The organism is Lactococcus sp. bn62, from assembly GCF_029492705.2.
Taxonomy (GTDB): domain Bacteria; phylum Bacillota; class Bacilli; order Lactobacillales; family Streptococcaceae; genus Lactococcus; species Lactococcus petauri.
This window is the reverse complement of sequence record NZ_CP120417.1, coordinates 291475-312649: the sequence shown is the minus strand read 5'-3', so window position 1 is coordinate 312649 and position 21175 is coordinate 291475. Positions and strand designations below refer to the sequence as shown.

The window sequence follows — 21175 nt, the reverse complement described above, 5'->3', positions numbered from 1 at the left end:
ACTTTTAATGCAGCTTCTTGCTCTAAAATAGACAAAAGAAAGGAAAATTTGTGCTCCATACTATTTTTTATGTCATCATTTTTCTTCTTGCTCTAGTTATTTCAAATATCATCAATAAAGTTTTCCCAAAGTTGGCTCTCCCGCTGATTCAAGTCGTGATTGGGCTATGTTTGGGCTTTTTAGGTGCGTCAAAACTTTTGCAGGTTGACCCAGAATTCTTCTTGGGCTTCATCATTGCTCCTTTGCTTTTCCGTGAGAGTGAAGAGGCAGATGTCAAACATATCTTTAAACATACTCGAACGATATTAATGCTTATCTTTCCCTTAGTTTTCATTACAACTATTGGTTTAGGCTACTTAACGCATTTCTTTTATTTATCTGTACCTTTGGCTGCTTGTTTTGCCTTAGGGGCTTCATTAGCACCAACAGATGCAATCGCTGTTGCTGCCTTATCTGAACGCTTTAGTTTCCCCAAGCGGGTCATGAGTATCCTTACGGGTGAAGGCCTGCTGAATGATGCTTCTGGTATCATTTCCTTCCAGATTGCGGTTCTTGCGCTGGTCACTGGCGAATTTTCCCTAACTCATGCTTCTGCTGACCTTGTAGTCTCTGCAATCGGGGGCGCACTGGTCGGTTTCATTCTAGTTTGGATGAAGTCCTTTATTCTCAGAATTCTTGAGGATGTCGATGCCCGAGATGTTACAGGTTACCTTATTTTGGAGCTTATGCTTCCTTTATCTGCATTTTTAATTGCTGATATGCTTGAAGTTTCTGGAATCATCGCTGTCGTTGTCGCTGGAGTCATGCAAGCCAACGGCCTTAAAAGGACCACGCTTTTTGATGCCCAAGTCACAAAAGTGAAAAATACTATCTGGAATTTGCTGACCTTTGTTTTAAATTCAACAGTCTTCCTTTTCCTCGGGATAGAGTTACATCAGCTTGTTTTTCCGCTCATTGCTGATCCACTTTACTCTACGACTTCTCTTTTATTCATGGTTTTACTTTTAACCATTGGTCTTTTTGCCCTTCGCTTTTCCTTGTTGGCTGTTTATTATCGTTATGTATCTCTGCGTCGCAATCAAAGCTTTTCTGCTTACTGGAACGATATCTTGTTACTGACTTTTGCTGGCTCCAAAGGTACCGTCAGCATTGCCACTGTCCTTTTGTTGCCACGGACAGTAGATATCCCGCATAGCTTAATCATCTTTCTCTGTGCGGCAGTTACCGCGCTCAGTTTTTTAACTGGACTATTTGTTTTACCTTTAATCGCTGCCAAAAAAGTTGTCAAAGTTGACAACATGGTAAAAATTTCTATCTTAGCCGATGTCGTTCGAGAATTGGAAAATGATCTAAAACAAGTTACAAAAGAAAAAGCGCGCCTTGGTTATAATATTGCTATCGACAGCTATCAAGACCGCATTCAAAAACTCATCATCGAGCAAGAAAGTTCAAATACTTCGATTGACTTTAATGAATTGCAATTGCTTATCGTCCGTCTTGAAGCTGAGGGACTGGAAAATGCCTTGAGACAAAATGAGATTTCCATGTACACCTATCGGACTTATCAGCGATACCTTCATTCGATGGAACAATCCGTTGCGCATAATTTGGTTTCAAGTATCCAGTTCGCTTCGGCCATTTCCATCCGTGTGCTTCATTTTTTCTTCTCAAGAATTATCCGTCTAGATTTCAGTTTCCGTAAAACACGACCAGATAATGCTACAGCACATCGTGAAATTACCGAGCTTTACTTTTCTAATACGGAGTTAGTCCTTCAAGCTTTGGACAATCTGGAATCAGTTTACGATGAGCGTTTAATCCATTACCTACAAGCAGAACGTTTACGCTCTGCAGAGTTTGTTGCCCGCGGTGGCTATATTACTGGTATTTTACATCGTGCGCAGCCTAATAATCTGAAAGAGATGATGCGTGCTTACTATCTTGAACGCAAAACCATCTTTGAGTATGAATCCCGTGGTGAGTTAACGATCGGCGAGGCAAAAGTCTTACGTCAAAATGTAAATACTTTAGAGGATTATTCCCTTGCAAGTAATCATCATACCTTACTCTACGACTTTATTGAAAAGAGACGTAAAAAAGTTCAAAAGACAACAAACAATGAACTTTCAACAAATAAATGAAAATAAAAAACACCGAGCTTTATCCTTCGCTCAGGTGTTCTTTTATTTTTTTACGCCCTAAAAGACGAACGCCCGCCAAGATCCAAGAAATACTTGTCAGGACAAGTGAGCATACGAAAGCCATATGCATTCCCTGTAAAAAGGTATCTGGATGTTCTGGCAAATAAGTCCTTACCGTATAACCAAGTTGACTGGACATGGAAAGGAACAAAATAATGGTTGCTACAGAAGTTCCTAAAACAAAAGCCATGTTCCGAATCAAAGAATTCACAGAGCCTGCTATTCCTAAATACTTACGTTCTACTGTCTCCATGATTAAAGCATTATTAGGACTTTGGAAAGCCCCCATTGAGGCACCTTGGAGTAAGAGAATCGCAATCACCCACCATTGTGGCGAATCTGCTCGAATCAAAAGATAACCAATCTGAGAAAGAACAATCCCTGAAATCCCCACAAAGGTAATTACTTCCTTATCTATTTTATCTGCGAGTGCACCTGCTATTGGGCTCACAATAAGCATGGCAGCTGGATAGGCCATCATGATAAAGCCAGCCGCACCAGGCGCATAATCACGATAATCTTGCAGATAGAAAGGAAGCAAGATGCTAGCAAACATCGCAACAGTGAAGTTTAAAAGTGACATCAGCAGACTCAAAGAAAAGAGTCTGTTTTTAAAAATCCCCAAGTCAAGTAAAGGTTTTTCCTTTCGGCGCTCCGTAAAAATAAAGCTAACAAAAAGTATAAAGCCAAGAGCCACGCCGAGAAGTAAGAGCGGATTATTCCATCCTAAAGTTTGGCCAAAATTCAAAGCTATGAATAAAAGAACGATCACAGCAGTCATTTGTAAACCACCTGACAAGTCAACTTCTTTTATAGAGCCTTGCCCTTCATCTTCTGGTAAAGCCCGACTTCCAAAAATCCAGGCCAATATCCCTATCGGAACATTAATCCAAAAGATATAATTCCAAGAGGCAACTTGTAAAATTAAGCCGCCCAAAGCTGGTCCTGCGATCGAGCCGACAGATACAAACATGGAAGTGATAGACATCGCACGCGCTCGACTTTCAACAGGAAAAACCTGCGCCACAATCCCAAAACTTGTTGCCATAAACATGGAAGCTCCGATAGCTTGTACGACACGTGCAAAGAGTAGGAATGGTAAGCCTAAGCCGATGTTTAGCCCAGCCAATAACGAACCGACAATAAAAATCGTCCAGCCCCATCTTGTTACGGTTGTTTTCCCAATCAAATCCGCAAGTCGTCCAAAAATAAGGATGATTGCACTGATAACGATCAAATAAATTGTGACCACCCACGTAATCTGTGAAGTTGACACATTTAGCTCACGCGCCATTGTTGGTAAGGCAATATTTACAATCGAGCCGTCTAAAGTTGACATGAGTGTAAATAAACCAATGGTGAGCAGCACTTTTGTTCTATTTTTCATTTATTTCCTTTCTATTTACCTACAAAGAGACTAAAAACTGCATCTAATGATACAGTTTTCAAAAATCAAAGTAAATCGTCAAATTCATTGGTTTCTGCTTTGTCCCAGTTTTCGCCCGTGATGCGGCTAATCATAATACCTTCAACGGCACGATCAACCATACCTTCAACGTCCAAACGTTTTTCATAGGCTAAAACATTTTCTAGTTTAGGATTTGTTTTTGGTGATGGAGGGGCAAATACAGTACAGCAATCTTCAAATGGTAGAATTGAAAGATTAAAGGTATCAATCCTTTCGGCGATATCGATAATTTCGATCTTATCCATTGTGACTACGGGGCGAATAACAGGAGTGTTTGTGACTTCATTAATCACAGACATTGAACCTAATGTTTGCGAAGCGACTTGCCCTAAACTTTCACCGTTAATAATCACTTTACCCCCACGATCTTCACGAATGCGGTCAACTACACGCATCATAAAACGGCGAGTTAAAGTCATCAAATAAGATTGTGGCGCTTTGGCTTTGATTTCTTCTTGAATCTCAGTAAACGGAACTTCAATAAAAGTGATTGTTCCGCCAAACGCTGTTAATTTTGCTGTTAAATCTTTTGCTTTTTTCAAAGCACCAGGGCTTGTATAAGGTGGTGAAGCAAAGTGAACTGCCTCAATTTCTACACCTCGTTTAAGAGCCAAGTAACCTGCAACTGGAGAATCAATCCCACCTGAAAGCATCAAGTGACCGCGGCCTGCTGTTCCTACAGGCATTCCTCCTGCACCTTTAAGTGTTTCGAAACTAAGATAAGCACCTTCAAGACGAATTTCAACACGGAGAGTGATATCTGGCTTTTTCATTTGTACTTTGGCATAGTCAAAATTGTCAAAGACAACATCACCTAAAGTCATGTTTAACTCTGTGGAATCTTGTTCAAAGCTATGGTCCGCCCGACGTGTTGCAATTTTAAAAGTCATTCCTTCATGGTAAATTTCTTTCATCAAGTCAACAACTGCTACTTTTAGACCTTCGATGGATTTTTCAACTTTGATGGATGCTGAAAAATTTTGAATCCCAAAAACTTTAGTTAAACGTTGAGAAACCTCTTCGTAGTCTGCACCATTTAACTGGATATGCGCGCGATCTCGTTGCGCTGTAATCTTCAAGTCTGTCAAATCAGCGAGAACTTCTTTGATGTTGTTGGCCAAACGATTGATAAAAAAGCCACGATTTTTTCCTTTTGTTGAAAGTTCACCATAGCGAACCATAATTTCATCGTATACGATAGTCATTTTATTTTCCTTTGTTACTTAATATAAGGTTATCTTTTTATTCCTGAGAGAATTTCAGTACAGGTTATTATACCACATTAGCTATTTTTCTAGGTTAATAATAGACGAATCAAAACCAATGCAATCCCCACTTGGAAAACAAGTACAGCTAAGCCATAGATTGCTAACTTTCTTCCCGCGCGGACAAATTCTACTAGATTAAGACGTAAACCGATAGCGGCTAAAGCGATAATTTCGCACCAACTACTGATAAAACGTGCCGTTTCAGTAATTACTTTTGGAAATTGAAAGACTGTATCCAGACTACACAGAATAATAAATCCTAATACATACCAAGGAAGAAAGGATTGGCGCTTGATCTTGAGCTGACCTTCCTGCCCTGTCGGTGCTTTCTCTATGCGACGTGTTTGGAAAGAAAAATAAAGGACAACAAAAACAAGCATGATGATACGCATGATTTTAAACAAGGTAGCCATTGTTGTTGTTTCAGCATTCACCATTGTTGCTGAAGCGACAACCTGTCCCACAGACTGAATGGTTCCCCCAATCAAAGCACCACGTAGGAAATCATTTGCTCCAAAGAACCATGTACCTAAAATGGGTAATAGAAGCATTAACACAGTCCCCATCAGGTTAACCATAGTTATCGCTGTTCGCTTGTCTTTGTCTTCTGCTCCAATGACTGGCTCAACTGCCGCAATGGCGGAAGAACCACAAACGGCGTTTCCTGACGCCATTAGCGCATTAACTTTCGAGGAAAATCCAAGTTTCTTTCCAATAAACATGACAAAAACAATTGTAAGCACCATTTGTAGAAGAATAAAACTTATACCACTCCAGCCTAGCTTTTGTATCGTTTGAAAGGTAACTGTCGCTCCTAAAAACATTACTGAAAATTCAAGAAGTTTCTTTTCTGACCAAGCCGTACCTGCAAAGAGGACTGGTTGTTTAAAGTAAACATTCCCCAAAATAATTCCCAATAAAATAGCAATCGTGGCTGCACCCATCCCTTTAAAAACATAGAGATTTAAAAAGTAACTGACTACGGCAACTACAAAACTGAGCCCTAAACCTGGCATGATCTTCTTATTTAGCATGACAACTATTATAACAAAAAACAAAAATTAATTTGTGTATTCATTTGCATCTAAAAGAGAGCTGGGCATATTTGGCACACTTATAATCTATTTTTAAAATAGCCATCTATGTAGTCTATACAAGGAAAAATTAGCTTTCTACATTTTTCTAATTATGGTTTCAACCTTAACAAAAGTACACATAGTGTAGCATAAATTTTGACTTAAACGTCTTATGGCTTTTATAATTAAGAGAGTTATAAATATACAAGAAAGGAGTTATATAGTTTCCCTTCACACTTTTAAATATTGGCTTGCATAGAAAGTAGCCAATATTATCAGTAAACAAATAGAGAAAAGAGGCTTTGCTAATGAAAAACATTAAATTTATGATTATAATTTTATTCTTTTCAGTCTTGCTTGGCTGTGGCGTGAGGACTAAAGCAGAGAATACTATCGCCCCAGATATAAAGTTAGATAAAGATGGTGATGTTCATCTTTTTATTCCAAAGGATGCAGATAAAGTATTCACTAATGAAAGTGATAAAGTTAAATATGAAGTTAAAAAAGGGGCTACTCTAAGCGCAGAGACAAATCAAGCAGAGACTTTTACTGTACCTGTTGTTGTTGAATCTGAAATTACTAATGATGATGAGGAGGTCACAGAAGGAACCACTACTTATACCTCAGAGTTAAATAAAGCTGAACAAGATACAAGCCAGTCAATAGACAACTTCTCCTTTACCTCTACTTTACCAAATATTTTTGGCAAAAAAGTCTCTGCCGCTAGTCAAAATAGAGTGATGTGGGATCGAACTGCGGCTGTAAGATTTCATGTGACAATAACTTGGGTAGTTTCAGGGGGGAATGTTCGACTTACACGAGTTACAGGCGGTTATACAAATTATGATAATAGAACCTTAGTCACTCGTTCTAGCGTCATGACTGCAAATAATGGGCCGAGAGGAGCAGCTACAGGTGGATTCATACAACAGATAAATACGACTAATCTTGGTTCAAGCCGTTCTTGGGCTGTCAATCGAAACTATTCTTATGTGAAAATTTTGTCTAGCTCCACTCAAATCCGAGCAACTTATAGTGCAACTTTACGGCGTGGAAACTCAACATGGAGCTTTTCTACAATCAACAGCGCCTATTAATCCAAAAAGTGAGAATAAACCATGAATAATATTAAAATAAAGCCTGTACACCTCATCTTCTTGTTCCTCGCTTGGTTTGCTTCCATGTTTTTACCAAGCACACTCAACAGAGTAAAGTTTTCTGAAACTTTAAGCTTGGAACAAGTATATGAAAATTTCTTTTACCTGCTCTTTCATCAAGAAATGGCTGTAGGTCTTGCCCTCCTTCTACTTCTATCCCTCGCTTTCTTTCTCTCCTTTAAAAAAGAAAGAGGGACACATTTCATAGTTCTAGCTTGTCTCATCTTATATGCTTGTTACTTCATTATATACTTCCCCCTAGTTATGGCCATTGACAATCATGTTCAGCCCCATCAACTTCGAGGATTTAGTGAATTTTTCTGGCTTTTCTATGATTATGGTTATATAGCATCAGTCTGCCTTGGTCTTCTCTTCTTGCTCTGTTTCTTTAAGTATTCTCTTGACTCCAAAGAAAAAAGTGCTCCGACTAGCCAAAAGTTACTAGGGTGAACACTTTATATTATTTATTTTTTCAAATGATAGTTGTAGCTTGAAAGGATGATATCTTCATGAGCGTTCAGGTAATAACGGAGGCGTAAACCGGTCTGATTGTGGAAGATATTTTGCCATGGTTTCGACGGAATGAAAGTCGGAATCAAAACAGTAGTTGTATAGTTGTGCGCTTTTGCTTGTTTTGCAGCGAGATTAATAAAGCGAACAGCTGGCGTGATGATACTACGATAGCTGGTATGTACAACGGTCAACTTAATATCTGGGAAGGTTTCATTGAAATCACGTTCGATTTCGGCTTCTTTTTCCGTATCTTCTTTTGTAGACACGTGAAGTGCAATAAGATAGTCTCCTACAGACCGGGCATAGTTAATCGCCCCAACATCGACATTTGTTACATTTCCGACCAAGACGATAACTGTATTACCATCAAACTTATGCTCTGCAGTTTCTTTGCGCAAGCGCAATTGTTCCGCCACATTCATATAATGACTGTGGATACGGATAAAGCAGAAAATCAAAATAGGTAAAACAATAAAGAATGGCCAAATTTCAGCTGTGCGGAAAATGAGCAAAATCATCACCACGACAAAAGAAATGATTGCCCCAATAATATTAGGGATAGAACGTAAGAGGAACTTACTGCCCAGCTTCTTGCGCCAATGGACAACCATACCGATTTGAGCCAACGTAAATGGTGTAAAGACACCAATAGCATAGAGGGGGATAAGGCGATCTGTTTGTCCATCAAAGATAAACAAGAGAATGACCGCACCAATAGCCAAACTGATAATCCCATTCGAATAACTCAAACGTGTCCCACGAGCAGTAAACAAGTGAGGCATGTATTTCTTCTTCGCCATATTAAAAGCAAGCATTGGAAAGGCGGAATAACCTGTATTAGCTGCTACTGCCAAAATGAGAGCTGTAGCAATTTGGAAGATAAAGAAGAATGCGTGCCCAAAGACACTGTCTCCAAAAATCTGTTGCGCCATTTGGGCGATAATGGTCACATCACCGCGTGGTGTTAACCCAAGCCAATAAGCAAAGAAGATAACACCACTGAAGAACACTGCTAAAATAATCCCCATCATTACCAAAGTCTTAGCTGCATTTTTTTCTTTCGGCTGTTTAAAGAATGGTACAGCATTCGAAATGGCTTCTACCCCTGTCAGAGATGATGAACCTGTTGAAAAGGCTTTGAGCAAGAGGATAAGTGAAACTCCTCCTACGGTTGTACCGATATGAGCTGGCGCTTGGTAGGGTAAACTTCCAGATACAATACGGAATACCCCGACACCTAAGAGGGCAACTGTCGTCACAATAAATGTATAGACAGGAATCATGAGGAAGGCTGCTGATTCTCGCAAACCTCGGAGATTCATCAGCATAAGCAGTAAAGCAAGAGCAACTGCGATTTCTAAATTGTACTGATGAAGTTCAGGTAAAGCTGAAGTTATAGCATCAGCTCCTGAAGCTGTAGATACAGCAACCGTCAACATATAGTCGACCAAAAGCGATCCACCGGATATTAATCCTGGAATTGTACCGAGATTTTCTGTTGAAACCAGATAAGCTCCGCCTCCTGATGGATAGGCATGAATAACCTGTGTATAACTTCCAATCAGCGCAAACAGTAAAACCAAAATAATTAAGGCAATAGGTATCGAATACCATGAAGCGCCCGCACCTACTGCAACCAATACCAAAAGAATTTGTTCAGGTCCATAAGCAATTGATGACAAGGCATCTGACGATAACATGGCTAAGGCCTGTAATTTAGTCAGCAGGTGTGAATCTCCTACTGTTGACTTTAAAGATTTACCAATTAAAAGCTCTTTGACTTTTTTCAAAACGTAACTCCTGTATCATAAAATCTTTAAGTTGGATTTATCCGGCTTAATTCAGTCTAGGCTTGACTTTCCTAGCATAAAGAGGCCTCTCCAAGATAACTCAACTATTGTAGCATTTTTTTATTAATTTTAGTAGTATTTTTATGTTTGGTTTCAGTAACAAATGCAACAGAAAGACAAAGTGCTTGAAAGTCTTTTAAAATAAGCTTTCCTGAGCTCCATATTTCGCCAATATTTCTCTTTTTTTGTGTTAAATGTAATATTTCACGAGAGTAAATGATGTCATTTCATTTTTCTAAAAATAAAGTTCAACTTTTCTTTCATAAGATTTTTCAAAAACATGATTATAAGCTGTCAAAAGCCGTAAAATTATGCTAAAATATGGTTGATATAAACTTTTTTATAGGAGAAAAACATTTTGGCTGAAATTATCGAAGAACTTAATGACCAAATGAAAGTCCGTCGTGAAAAAATGGAAACACTGCGTGAATCAGGCATTGATCCATTCGGACATAAATTTACTCGTACACACAACTCTGCAGAATTACATGCGGAATACGATGAAAATACTAAAGAAGAATTACACGAAAAAGACTTGCATGCAACAATCGCGGGACGTCTGATGACAAAACGTGGTAAAGGTAAAGTTGGTTTTGCGCACATCCAAGACCGCGAAGGACAAATTCAGATTTACGTGCGTAAAGACGAAGTTGGCGAAGAAAACTATCAAATTTTCAAACAGGCTGACCTAGGTGATTTCCTTGGTGTTGAAGGACAAATCATGAAGACAGATATGGGCGAGCTTTCTATTAAAGCAAGCAAGTTGACTTTCTTGTCTAAAGCACTTCGTCCATTGCCAGAAAAATTCCACGGCCTGACAGATACTGAAACACGTTACCGTAAACGTTACTTGGATTTGATTTCAAACAAAGAAAGCTTCAATCGTTTCGTGACACGTTCTAAAATTATTAGCGAGATCCGTCGTTATATGGATGGCCGCGGATATCTCGAAGTTGAAACTCCTGTTTTGAACAACGAAGCCGGTGGTGCAGCAGCACGTCCATTCTATACACACCATAACTCATTAGACATCGACATGGCCCTTCGTATTGCAACAGAATTGCACTTGAAACGCTTAATCGTCGGTGGTATGGAAAAAGTTTATGAACTTGGCCGTGTCTTCCGTAACGAAGGAATGGATATGACGCACAATCCTGAGTTTACAACTATGGAATCTTATGAAGCTTATGCTGATTTTGACGATATCATGGATTTGACTGAAGGAATTTTCCAACACGTGGCACACTCTGTCCTTGGCAAAGATGTTGTTGAATACGATGGTAAAGAAATCAATGTGGGCGGTAAGTTCGCTCGCATCCACATGGTTGATGCGATTAAAGAGCAAACAGGCGTGGATTTCTGGAAAGAAATGGATTTTGAAGAAGCTGCTTCTTTGGCGAAAGAACATGATATTTATGTGGAAAACCACTTCACAAGCGTTGGCCACATCATCAATGAATTCTTTGAGAAATACGTAGAAGATACATTGATCCAACCAACATTTGTTTTTGGACATCCAAAAGAAATCTCTCCTCTTGCGAAGATGAATGCTGAAGATCCACGTTTTACTGACCGTTTCGAACTCTTCATCAATGGTAAAGAATATGCCAATGCCTTCTCAGAGTTAAATGATCCAATCGATCAGCTCAAACGTTTCGAAGCCCAAGCTAAAGCGAAAGAACTCGGTGATGATGAAGCCACTGGTGTAGATTACGATTATGTTGAAGCATTGGAACACGGTATGCCACCAACTGGTGGTCTGGGTATCGGTATCGACCGCTTAGTCATGCTCTTCACTGGTACAACTTCCATCCGTGACGTCTTGCTCTTCCCAACAATGAAATAAAAGCAAAAATCCAGTTCTCAGGGCTGGGTTTTTACAATCAAGAAGTGTGCGATATCTTTTATCTGCAACACTTTATCTAGATAAGAGAACAAACTATGTTAAGAATATCTCAAATAAAAACTTCAATTGATGAGCCTGTGGAAAAAGTTAAAAGTTTACTTTTGAAAAAATTAAAAATTCAAGAGTCCGACTTGATTGACTATCGTATTTATAAGGAATCAATTGATGCGCGCCATCGGGGAGAAATCAACTTTATCTACACAGTTGATGCCCAAGTCAAAAATGAAGCCAAGCTCCTCAAGAAAAAAATAAAAAATGTTTCACCCTCACCAGACTTGAAATATAAAGAACCACAAATCGGAACAGAAACCATGAAACATCGTCCTTTAGTCATCGGTTTTGGACCTGCTGGCATGTTTTCTGCTTTGCTCTTAGCACAAATGGGTTATCGTCCTATCGTTTTAGAACGTGGCCAAAAAGTTGAAGAACGTGTGAAATCCATTGATGATTTCTGGAAGAAAGGAAAACTCAATCCTGCTTCAAACGTCCAGTTTGGTGAAGGCGGTGCAGGTACTTTCTCAGATGGAAAACTTACTTCCCGTGTACGCGACTTGCGCGGACGCAAAGTTTTAGAAGAATTTGTAAAAGCCGGTGCACCTGAAGATATCCTCTACAAAGCACATCCGCACGTAGGAACAGATTTACTTCGCGATATTGTCAAGAATATTCGTGAGCAGATTATTGCTTTGGGCGGAGAAGTTCTTTTTGACAGTCAAGTCGCTTCATTTATCATCGACAAAAATAAACTTCAAGGTATTGTTCTCAAAAATGGTCAAGAAATCCTCTCCAATCATGCCGTTTTAGCCATCGGACACAGCGCACGCGATACCTTTGCTGAGCTGTACGACAAGGGAATTAACATGACCGCCAAGCCTTTTGCTGTTGGAGTGCGCATCGAACATCCTCAGAGCTTGATTAATCAAGCACAGTATAAAGAATTTGCTGAGCATCCTCGTTTAGGAGCAGCAGAATATCGTTTGACACACAAGGCCAGTTCTGGACGAGGTGTTTATACGTTCTGTATGTGCCCTGGAGGACTTGTCGTGCCTGCTGCATCGGAAGAAGGTCGCTTGGTAACCAACGGCATGAGTGAGCACGCCCGTTCTGAAGAAAATGCCAATAGTGGTTTACTGGTCCAAGTCTTCCCGGAAGATTTTGGCCAAGATCATCCTCTTGCTGGGGTTGAATTCCAACGAAAACTTGAAGAAAAAGCATTTGTCCTCGGTGGTAAAACTTATCAAGCCCCTGCGCAATTAGTTGGAGATTTTCTTGCAGATCGTCCATCTACTGATATTGGTGAAGTTAAACCTTCTTATGCTTTGGGTGTCACTCCAACAGACTTAAGCCAGCTCTTCCCTGAATATATTACTTCTTCTATGAAGGAGGCTCTTCTTGGATTCGACAAAAAAATTCAAGGTTTTGCCATGAACGATGCGATTATGACCGGTGTTGAATCACGTTCTTCTTCTCCTGTTCGAATCAATCGTGATGAAGAAAGTTTCCAATCTATTTCTACACAAGGTATTTATCCATCTGGTGAAGGAGCAGGATTTGCTGGCGGGATTGTATCCGCCGCCATTGATGGGCTTAAATGCGCAGAGCAAATGATTGCCTCCTTTGCACGACCTGAATAAAGAAAAAACTGAGCAATGCTCAGTTTATAATCTTAAAATGTTTATCCATCAAACGTACATCCTTGGGCTTAAGTCCAAGGATTTTTATTTCCTTATCTTTGGTAATAAGCACTGCAGCTTGAATCACGTTTTGTCTTTTCGCAAAGACTTTTTCAGGTTCTTTCGAAAAGAACAGCCTCTTCGCCTCAATCTCCCCATCTAATGACTTTTCAGAAAATATTGTCACGCTGGCTAAGTTGTTCACATGAGGATAACCTGTTTCAGGATTGAGAATGTGATGATAACTCTTTCCGTCGCGCTCTAAATAACGCTGATCAATTCCAGAAGTCACGACAGATGTGGATGCGGTAAGCACTTGAAGTAACAAAGATGACCCATGCGTAAGTGGATTACGAATTCCGACACGCCAATAACCTTTTAGGGGCAAGCCCAGAAACCGAATATTCCCTCCAAGGTTAACAATGCCTGTGGAAAAACCTGTTTCTTTCCAAAATTCTACAATTTTATCGGCAATATAACCTTTGGCGATGCCTCCTAAGTCTAAGGACATTCCTTTTCGAGGGAGAAAAATGGTCTTTTGCTGGTCATCCAGAACGATATCATCAGGACTCACCATAGCAAGCATTTTTTGAATTTCTTGCTCAGAAGGAACACGGGCATCAGCAAAACCAATATGCCAAAGCCTAACCAAGGGTCCGATACTTGCATTAAAACCAAAATGCTCCTGACTGACCTGTACAGCTTTTTTCGTTAAAGCATAGACTTCTTCCGACAAGGCAACTGCTTTTACACCCGCAGCTTGGTTGACTGCTATTAACTCCGAGAACGCCCTGTTGACTGTAAATAAATCTTCATAATGAGCAATTTTTCTATAGCCTTGCTCAATTTTTTCTGTAGTTTTTGACTTCTCCACATCAAGTAAACTCAGCTCAATAAATGTGCCTAAACCTCGATATTTTTTAGACAAAAAATCACTCATACTCTGAAGCTCCAGTATCGGCATCCGTTTCTATCAATGTTCGTAGAGGTTGCAAATGCGCACTGTAACGACAAAAGTTTCTGAAGCAATGTTCCAACCAAGAAATTGTTTGTCTATCTATTAGATTGCCTGAAATATCAAAAGCATCAGCAGCATGACTCAATAAAAATTGATTAGCCGGTAAGACGAAGGCTTCCAATCCTGGTGATTGGAGGATTTGTCTAAGATTTTCCTGTGCAAAAACGGAACCCTGCTTTCCTAGAGAAGCGCCTACAATCATAACTGGCGTATTGATAATGGGTTGCAAAGCTCCCCAAGAGAGCCATTCTAGCAAAGACTTCAAGGCTGCAGTGATGGCATGATCGTACTCCGGAGTAGAGATAATCAAACCATCTGCGGCTTCAATGGCTTCAGCGATTTCGCGAACTCTCTCAGGCAAGTCCATACTGTCTTCCGAAAACAAGGGTAAGCCTGCAATCTCAATAACTTCAATCTCAGCTTCATTAATAAAATGTTTCTTCATATACCAAAGCAACTTTCTATTGTAAGAAAAGCTGGCATTGGTTCCTACTATTGCAATAAATTTCATCTTTATTCCTCTTCACTATAAATAAAAAGAGCTTTCGCTCTTTTTATTTTAACACCTTAAGATAGAAACCACTGCTTAGAGAGCTTGCTAAATTCACTAGAATGCTGAAGGACTTGCAAGCCTTGGTTGACTTTATCCATTAATTCAGTATCATTCTTTCGTGCTGCTACAGCATATTCAACTTGTGGGTAAGGAGTATCCAGCATATTGTATAAGCCTTCAAGCTGATGATTACGAAGATAAGTTTTAGTATAGTCCCTATCTAAAAGAGCAGCTTGAATTTTTCCTGCTTGCAAGGCAGCGATTGCATCGCTCGGTTGGTTATAGAGAAACATCAGATTTTCTTTGACAATATTTTTTAAAATCTGCGGATAATCGCTAAACAAATCATAAGCTGCTGAAGCTTTTTGCCCGCCTACTGCTTGATTATGCATATCGCCAATATTATAAATTTCTGCTTCTTTAGGAACAAGCAACACTAAATTTCCCGTGTGATAAGGTTCACTAAATAAAATGGTTTTTTCCCTTGTCTTATTTGCTGTATAAGGCCCCCAAATCAGATCAACCTCTCCTTCTTTCAAGGCTTTTTCTTTGGCTGACCAGTCCAATGCTTTCCAGTCAATCTTTATATTATAAGAAGCAAAGATTGCCTCTGCTAGAGCTATATTGAAACCTTCAGGTTTTCCACTCTCTTGCTTTGAAGTTAGGGGCGCAAAGTCTGCCTCATAACCGATAGTAATCGTCTTGCTTTCTTCAATCTTTTGCCATGTATTTTTCTTCGTGTTTACTCCGCAAGCCGTCAAAGTCATAAAAATAAATAATAGAAGGAAGGGAAGCAGGTAGAATTTGATTTTCTTCATGCTTTCATTTTATCATTTCTCTCGGCTCAAATCTACCGCTTTGAGTGGCACTAATTTTGTATTGTACTTCCATTTATAGCCAAAGTATAGAGCCAAGAAAAGTGGTATTGCGGCATACATGGCTAAGCCTTCGCCCCAGTGACTGCTGAAAAGCATAGCTGGGTCTAAATTAACAACAATCATGGCCGTCATGATCAGGGACAAGATTGGTCCAAAGGGGAACCATTTTGCTTGGTAAGGCAAATTGCTCAAATCACCGCCTTGAGCCAAAAAGGCTCGACGAAAACGAATGTGACTAATCGATATCCCAAGCCATGCAATAAATCCAGTCAAACTTGACAGGTCCACAAGCAAAAGATAAATTTGTGTGCCGAAAATTCCTGTTAAAAATGCGACCACACACACCGCTGTCGTTGCCAATAAAGCATTGATAGGAATACCGTTTTTGGCTATTTTGGAGAACTGGCGTGGTGCGCCTTCTTTTTTACCTAAAGAGTAGAGGATACGTGTTGAAGCATACATGACAGAGTTTGCTGACGAGATAACCGAGGTCAAAATCACGGCATTCATTAAGCTCGCTGCTACTGCCAAACCAATATTCTTAAAAACGATAGTAAAAGGACTCATAACCGCTGTCGAATCAGGGTTAAGCAAGCGAGGATCTTGGTAATTGATAATAGCTGCAATAACAATAATCGTAAAGATGTAGAAAAGAAGAATGCGCCAAAAAATAGAATTCATCGCTTTAGGAATACTTTTCTCAGGATTTTCTGATTCACCTGCTGTAACTCCTAGAAGTTCTGTGCCTTGAAAAGAAAAGCCAGCGATAAGTAAAACACCAACAAATCCTGTCACTCCACCAGTAAAGCCGTGGTTACCTGCTGTGAGATTACCAACAACATCAATATTATTTCCAAAAATTCCAATAATAGTTAACACCCCAACAACCAAAAAGACAATAATTGTAATCAGCTTGATAATGGAGAGCCAATATTCTGTTTCCCCAAACGCGCGTACCGCCATGATATTAATTGCAAAAATAAGGACTGTAGCCACACCAGAGAATATCCAAGAAGGAACCTGAGGGAACCAAAATTGAGTGATTAATCCTGCTGTTGTCAAATCAACTGCAATCGTAATCGCACCGTTTATCCAATAGTTCCAGCCCAAAGCAAAGCCAAAGGCTGGATCCACAAAACGTGCCCCATAATCTGTAAAGGAGCCCGATGTGGGTAAATAAGTGGCCATCTCTCCTAAAGAGGTCATTACAAAATAAACCATAATCCCGACAAAGATATAAGCCAATACCGATCCGAAAGGACCAGCCTGACTAATCGTCGCTCCTGAGGTTAGGAACAAGCCTGTTCCTATCGTGCCACCAAGCGCAATCATGGTGATGTGTCTTTGTTTTAAATTGCGCTTTACTTGATTTTCATTTTTCATATTTTTTCTTTCTCTAATACTTCTTCGTTCATTTACAGCATAATTTTGCCCAAAAGAAAAGACCGTATAGCCTAGCCATCCGGTCTTTCTGAGAATCACCGGCATAGATGTCTTTCGAGCGTACTCTAAAGTTGCATCTATACCAAAGTATGACACAACTCTTATCTATGCGCATGATGATGTTGAGATTGTAGGTCAAACTTAAACATATGTGATTCTCCTTCCTGATATTTTTTATTTAGTATAGTCCTTTATTTTAAAATTTGCAAGTATAAACTTTTTGTCGTCGTTTAGTCTTCGAAACTTTTATGTTAAAATATAGGAATGGAAAACAAAAAAAATACGAATATTATCTTTGGAGGATTATTAGTCCTCATCGTTGTTATCGTTGGTGGTCTTCTTTACTTTGCGAACAGTTCTGACAGCAAGACAGATGCAAAAAATGATTTGCAAAGTGTTGAACTCCCTCAGTTGTCGAATGAAGTGGGCAAGGATGAAGCTGAAGTTCAAATTCAAACAACAGCTGGAAACATCAATATTAAGCTCTTCCCTAAACTGGCACCAATGGCTGTCGAAAACTTCTTGACTTTGGCCAAGCAAGGTTACTATAAAAACAATGAATTCTTCCGTGTGATTAATGATTTCATGATTCAAACGGGTGATCCAAGTAATAAAGGAACCGGAAGCAAATCCGTAGTAAATAACAACAAACCATTTGCGACTGAGATTTCTAATCAGCTTTATCATATTCGCGGTGCAGTTTCTTTAGCAAACAGTGGTCCTGGCGAGACAAGCAGTTCGCAATTCTTTATTGTCCAAAATCCACAAGCAGCTGAGCAAGGTTTAAGTACAAGCAAATATCCTCAAAAGATTATCGATGCTTATAAAAAAGGTGGCTCGCCTTTCCTTGATGGACAATATACGGTCTTTGGACAAGTGATTTCAGGCATGGATGTTGTTGATAAAATTGCTGCAGGCAAAGTGGAAGCTAACCCAAATAATCCACAAGAAGAATCATCTCCTGTAAATCCAGAAAAAATTACCGGCGTTAAAATTATCAAAGGTTGGGACTTTAAAAAATAAAAAAATCTTCTGTGTAGGCAGAAGATTTTTTAGCGCTAGTCCCAACTTCATCTGCCTTGCTATCCTCTGATGTTGATGATATAATGAAAATAAGTAAAAAGGCTTGCGCAAACAAGCCCTTTGTAGCCGTATGAAGAACGGTAGCCAAATATTATTGTTTAAGTAACTGTCATTACTCGGCTAAAGTTGGACAGTTATTTTTTTTGTTGTTATTATTCAATGTCAACACCAGCATTGCAAAAGCAAGCATGAGTGACAAAGCTTCATAAACCGACAAAAAATGTCGCCTTTCTGTATTTTGAGGTTATAGCCTACAAAACGTCATAAGCATCACCTCCCAGTTAGGCTACCGTCCTTTAACTTCTACTCCGTTATTATAACATGTCCAAACTCAAAATGAATCTAAAAGAAAAAGCTGTGTCCCTACAAGATTCAGCTTTATTTTATTGTTTTTTTAGGAAAAATGGCTCTATAGCGTACTTTTGAGCTTGAAATTGTTGTGCGGCCAATAATGGCACATAGCTTTTACTCACGCATCAATTTTTGCATGTCTTCAGGCATTTCTAATTCAATATCAATCAATTCGTCTGTAAAGGGATGGACAAATTGTAAATGATGACAGTGGAGCGCTTGGCGATCAATAAGGTCATGATTACCTCCATAAAGTTCGTCGCCAACAAGAATATGCCCTAGATGTGAAAAATGAACACGAATTTGGTGTGTACGTCCGGTATGTAAAACGACATCTAACTGCATCAAGCCATTTTTCTCTGCAACAACTTCATAACTTGTTCTGGCTTCCTTCCCTTCAGGATGCACACGCCGCTCAATGATTGAAGTCTCCACTCGACCGATAGGTAAATTAATTTCACCTGTTTTGGGTAAGTTCTCGTCTGCATGGATAATGGCATAATAGCGTTTGGTCACACTGTCCTTATATTTAGGATGCACGATGAGAGAGTGAGCCAAGCTATGTTTAGCAAAGATCATCAAGCCACTCGTATCACGGTCCAAGCGTGTAATGATATGTACCGTTTGGTCCTCATATTTCTTTCGTACGATATAACCCTTTACAATATTAGACATAGCTCCTGTCGGATGTAAACGTCCAGTAATCGAAGTCCGTCCCGCAGGTTTATTCACAATCAAATAATGATCGTCTTCAAAGACAACTTCTGGGTCAATATCTTCAGGAATCAATAAATCGGTACCTTGCTCGATAGGTGTAATTATCGTAACAACATCATCAACTTGTAAAGGAAAGAGAACATTACGCTCCATGCCATTCACTAAAATTTCACCACCGTCAAATTTGATATGTGAAAGGAAGCGTTTGGAAACGCCATGACGTTTAAGTAAGGCCTTTACCGTACTTCCATCAATTGTATTTGTAAATGAAAATTCCACTGTTTAACTTCTCCTTTTAAGCCTGCTCTTGACATTGAGTACCTTACTGCTGAAATGTTCTCCAACTCTATGGCTGAATTTTCTCCATCTAAAAACTCCAACATATGTCGGAGTTTGCCTAGAACAGAACTTTATTATAACATATTTGCTTGCTCTGTAAATATAATTAGGTCAAGAAACACTCTACACATAAATGAAAAGTGTGAGCAGCGCTATTCGACTTCACCGATAAACGCATTTTTCACGCGTTCCCAAAAGCTTGTATGGGCACAATTTGCAAAAGCGATAGTTTTACCATCCATGCTATACTCTATAGCTTCAATTTTTTCGTAGTTGAAAGTCAGCTGGTCAACAGTAACACTGTAATCTTCAACATCTTCCGGACAGATAATGATACTGTCTTTCTTTGCAACCACCATCGGCGCACCTAATGTCCGGTACACAATATTATTCAGACTGGCTATCTCAGCCATTTGCATAGCTTCGACACGCGGGTGTAAAACAGCACCGCCGATAGATTTATTATAAGCTGTTGAACCTGTTGGTGTGGATACAGATAAGCCATCGCCTCGAAATTTTTCAAAGAGAAAATCCGAAATCCTGATATCCGCAACTAAAGTCTTAGACGTTCGGCGAATCGTTGATTCGTTCAGTGCGTAGTGCAGCATTTCTGAACCATCTTGAAATTTCACACGTATCCGTAAAAGGGGATAATGAACAGCATGCTCAGCAGTTTCAGACTCTAGGGCAAGCGCCACCTTATCAAGATCTGTATTCATAAAGTCGGTATAAAAGCCCAGATGTCCCGTATGAACACCGACAAAGCGAATTTTATCCAGCTTGTCCTCATAGAGGTGCATAGCTTTGAGGAGCGTGCCATCTCCCCCGACTGAAATAACAATTTCTGGGTTTTCCTTTTCAAACCTGAAATTTTTGGACTGCAAAAGCGCTGTTAATTCTAACAGCGTCTTTTGTGATTTTTCACTTGAATTCCCTACCAACCAGATCTTTTTACCAGAGCTCATTGTCTTCTCCGTTTTCTTTCTTGTAGTCCAGTCTTGCTTGCGGGTCATCGAAAAGCAATTGGGCTTCTTGAATATCTTCGCGAATCGCACCCATTTCTTTATCCAACTGCGCAGCCATATGCGCCGCAGCAGTCAAGCGTTCTCGAACTTCCTCGGGGATCACACCACCATATTTGTAACTTAAGGAATGTTCGATCGTTGCCCAAAAATTCATCGCCAAGGTCCGAATTTGAATTTCGGCAAGCACAACTTGGGCACCCTCAATCATATCAATCGGATACTCAATAACCACGTGATATGAACGATAACCACTTGCTTTTTGGTTATGAATATAATCCCGCTCTTCGATAATTTTTAAGTCTTTACGTTTTCGTAAAAGCTCTAACACATCCCAGACGTCATCAACAAACTGCACCATGACACGAACACCAGCAATATCTTCCATTTCTCGGATTGTTTCTTGGGTGTAGCCTCGCATGGCTGCCTTCTTCCGAATCGAATCACGTCGCTTCACGCGCCCCGTGACAAACTCAATCGGTGAGTAAAGTTTTTTCTTTAAAAATTGCTTACGCACACCACGAAGTTTGATTTTCAGTTCCCCAACCGTTTGGACATAAGGATCAAGAAATTCTTCCCAGTTAAATTCAGTTGTTGTACTTTCAGTCATATGTTTATCCAAATTGACGCTCGGTCAATTCTCCTTTGTATTTTATTAC

Annotated in this window: 18 protein-coding genes; 6 read left to right on the top strand and 12 right to left on the bottom strand. The window is 39.6% G+C overall.

Annotation, left to right across the window (positions count from 1 at the left end; all coding sequences use genetic code 11):
• Positions 1–50 precede the first annotated feature (50 nt).
• Positions 51–2141: a sodium:proton antiporter gene (locus P3G65_RS01620; RefSeq protein WP_019291366.1), complete on the top strand. Its 2091-nt coding sequence runs from the start codon at positions 51–53 to the stop codon at positions 2139–2141.
• A gap of 19 nt (positions 2142–2160) precedes the next feature.
• Here P3G65_RS01620 and P3G65_RS01615 read toward each other — a convergent pair whose 3' ends face one another.
• The 3 genes from P3G65_RS01615 to P3G65_RS01605 form a co-directional block, all read right to left on the bottom strand.
• Positions 2161–3588, bottom strand: coding sequence for an MFS transporter (locus tag P3G65_RS01615; protein ID WP_019291367.1), 1428 nt, complete (start codon positions 3586–3588; stop codon positions 2161–2163).
• Positions 3589–3653: 65 nt separating this feature from the next.
• Positions 3654–4874 (bottom strand): tRNA uracil 4-sulfurtransferase ThiI, encoded by a 1221-nt coding sequence (gene thiI, locus P3G65_RS01610; RefSeq protein WP_284071241.1) that lies wholly within the window; start codon positions 4872–4874, stop codon positions 3654–3656.
• Positions 4875–4963: 89 nt separating this feature from the next.
• On the bottom strand, positions 4964–5953 hold the full coding sequence (locus P3G65_RS01605; RefSeq protein ID WP_019335960.1) for a YeiH family protein: 990 nt from the start codon (positions 5951–5953) through the stop codon (positions 4964–4966).
• Positions 5954–6339: 386 nt separating this feature from the next.
• Between P3G65_RS01605 and P3G65_RS01600 the strand changes: the two genes are divergently transcribed.
• Positions 6340–7110 (top strand): hypothetical protein, encoded by a 771-nt coding sequence (locus P3G65_RS01600; RefSeq protein ID WP_035004412.1) that lies wholly within the window; start codon positions 6340–6342, stop codon positions 7108–7110.
• Between the two features lie 324 nt (positions 7111–7434).
• A complete protein-coding gene (locus P3G65_RS01595; RefSeq protein WP_244289919.1) occupies positions 7435–7620 on the top strand; it encodes a hypothetical protein in 186 nt (61 codons plus the stop codon).
• A 14-nt stretch (positions 7621–7634) separates the two neighbouring features.
• Here the strand turns inward: P3G65_RS01595 and P3G65_RS01590 are convergent, their stop codons facing one another.
• On the bottom strand, positions 7635–9473 hold the full coding sequence (locus P3G65_RS01590) for an APC family permease (protein WP_019291372.1): 1839 nt from the start codon (positions 9471–9473) through the stop codon (positions 7635–7637).
• 415 nt (positions 9474–9888) lie between these two features.
• Here P3G65_RS01590 and lysS point away from each other — a divergent pair, with 415 nt between their 5' ends.
• Both lysS and P3G65_RS01580 read left to right on the top strand, forming a co-directional pair.
• On the top strand, positions 9889–11379 hold the full coding sequence (lysS, locus tag P3G65_RS01585; protein WP_284071359.1) for a lysine--tRNA ligase: 1491 nt from the start codon (positions 9889–9891) through the stop codon (positions 11377–11379).
• 95 nt (positions 11380–11474) lie between these two features.
• Positions 11475–13073: an NAD(P)/FAD-dependent oxidoreductase gene (locus P3G65_RS01580; RefSeq protein WP_019291374.1), complete on the top strand. Its 1599-nt coding sequence runs from the start codon at positions 11475–11477 to the stop codon at positions 13071–13073.
• 19 nt (positions 13074–13092) lie between these two features.
• Here P3G65_RS01580 and P3G65_RS01575 read toward each other — a convergent pair whose 3' ends face one another.
• From P3G65_RS01575 to P3G65_RS01560, 4 genes are read right to left on the bottom strand one after another with little or no spacing between them, the layout of a single operon-like run.
• Entirely contained in the window at positions 13093–14076 is a 984-nt protein-coding gene (locus P3G65_RS01575) for an FAD:protein FMN transferase (RefSeq protein WP_284071239.1), read from the bottom strand.
• Positions 14045–14641, bottom strand: a complete 597-nt coding sequence (locus P3G65_RS01570) for an NADPH-dependent FMN reductase (protein ID WP_019291376.1) — start codon at positions 14639–14641, stop codon at positions 14045–14047. The genes P3G65_RS01575 and P3G65_RS01570 overlap by 32 nt, the downstream gene beginning before the upstream one ends.
• A gap of 56 nt (positions 14642–14697) precedes the next feature.
• Positions 14698–15501 (bottom strand): transporter substrate-binding domain-containing protein, encoded by an 804-nt coding sequence (locus P3G65_RS01565; protein WP_019291377.1) that lies wholly within the window; start codon positions 15499–15501, stop codon positions 14698–14700.
• Between the two features lie 12 nt (positions 15502–15513).
• On the bottom strand, positions 15514–16944 hold the full coding sequence (locus tag P3G65_RS01560; protein WP_019291378.1) for an amino acid permease: 1431 nt from the start codon (positions 16942–16944) through the stop codon (positions 15514–15516).
• A 324-nt stretch (positions 16945–17268) separates the two neighbouring features.
• Here P3G65_RS01560 and P3G65_RS01555 point away from each other — a divergent pair, with 324 nt between their 5' ends.
• Entirely contained in the window at positions 17269–18027 is a 759-nt protein-coding gene (locus P3G65_RS01555) for a peptidylprolyl isomerase (RefSeq protein WP_019335964.1), read from the top strand.
• Between the two features lie 172 nt (positions 18028–18199).
• Here the strand turns inward: P3G65_RS01555 and P3G65_RS01550 are convergent, their stop codons facing one another.
• The 4 genes from P3G65_RS01550 to P3G65_RS01535 all read right to left on the bottom strand — a co-directional run bounded on the left by P3G65_RS01550 (position 18200) and on the right by P3G65_RS01535 (position 21126).
• Positions 18200–18304 carry a putative holin-like toxin gene (locus P3G65_RS01550; protein WP_219906225.1) on the bottom strand — a complete coding sequence of 35 codons (105 nt, stop codon included), beginning with the start codon at positions 18302–18304 and terminating at the stop codon, positions 18200–18202.
• A 248-nt stretch (positions 18305–18552) separates the two neighbouring features.
• On the bottom strand, positions 18553–19434 hold the full coding sequence (locus P3G65_RS01545; protein WP_019291381.1) for an RluA family pseudouridine synthase: 882 nt from the start codon (positions 19432–19434) through the stop codon (positions 18553–18555).
• 212 nt (positions 19435–19646) lie between these two features.
• Complete coding sequence (locus tag P3G65_RS01540) at positions 19647–20459, bottom strand: NAD kinase (protein WP_029343532.1); 813 nt, start codon at positions 20457–20459, stop codon at positions 19647–19649.
• The gene (locus P3G65_RS01535) at positions 20446–21126 is read right to left on the bottom strand and encodes a GTP pyrophosphokinase family protein (protein ID WP_019291383.1); all 681 of its coding nucleotides are present in this window, start codon (positions 21124–21126) and stop codon (positions 20446–20448) included. Before P3G65_RS01535 ends, P3G65_RS01540 begins: the two co-directional genes overlap by 14 nt.
• Positions 21127–21175: the final 49 nt, after the last annotated feature.